Annotated in this window: 1 protein-coding gene; it reads right to left on the bottom strand. The window is 77.2% G+C overall.

Features of this window, described 5'->3' with window-relative positions; translation table 11 throughout:
• Positions 1 to 430: 430 nt before the first annotated feature.
• A partial coding sequence (locus AXW62_RS37035) for a PTS sugar transporter subunit IIA (RefSeq protein ID WP_159061042.1) occupies positions 431 to 738 on the bottom strand: 308 nt, incomplete at its 5' end.

Raw genomic sequence — 738 nt, 5'->3', positions numbered from 1 at the left:
CTGAACCCGAACCCGGACACGGGCGCAGCCCCAATCCCAGCCCCGAACCCAACCCCAGACCCAGCCCCGAACCCAACCTCAACCCCAGACCCCGCCCCAGCCATCGGCCCGCCTCGGCCGCCGCCCCCGGGCGTGGTGCCCAGGGGCACCGCCCCCGCCCCGGTCATCGATCCGCCTCGGCTACCGACCCCGGGCGGGGTGGCCCGGACACCGGCCCGCTCCGGGCATGGCGCGCCCCGGGCACGTGCCCGGCTATCGGCTCGCCCCTGCTACCGACCCCGGGTGGGGTGGCCCGGACACCGGCCCGCTCCGGTTCCGCCGCGCCCCGGCCCGGCCGCCGTCCCCGGGTGGGGCCCGGCCACCGACGCGTCCCGGGCGGGGTGGCCCGTACCGAGCACGGGTCACCGGGGCGCACCGGCCCGGAGGGGGCCTACTCGATCTCCCCCAGCACCCGCAGAATCGCCCCCACGTCCGCGGCCCCCAGCAGCCGCTCCCGGAACTCGGCGGCCATCAGGGTGCGCGACAGCCGCGCCAGGATCCGCAGATGTTCATCGCCCGCCGCGGCCTCGGGTACCGCGATCATGAACACCAGCCTGGCCTTCGTCCCGTCCGGCGCGCCCCACTCGATGCCCTCGGGCGAGCGCGCGAAGCCGACGACCGGAGCGGTCACCGCGTCCGTCTTGGCATGCGGAATCGCGATCTCCTCGCCGAGGCCGGTGGTGCCCTGCTCCTCCCGTA

It is taken from the genome of Streptomyces hygroscopicus subsp. hygroscopicus, assembly GCF_001553455.1.
Classification (GTDB): Bacteria; Actinomycetota; Actinomycetes; order Streptomycetales; family Streptomycetaceae; genus Streptomyces; species Streptomyces hygroscopicus.
Note: the sequence above shows the minus strand (reverse complement) of the source record. Positions and strands in the feature narration are given on the sequence as shown.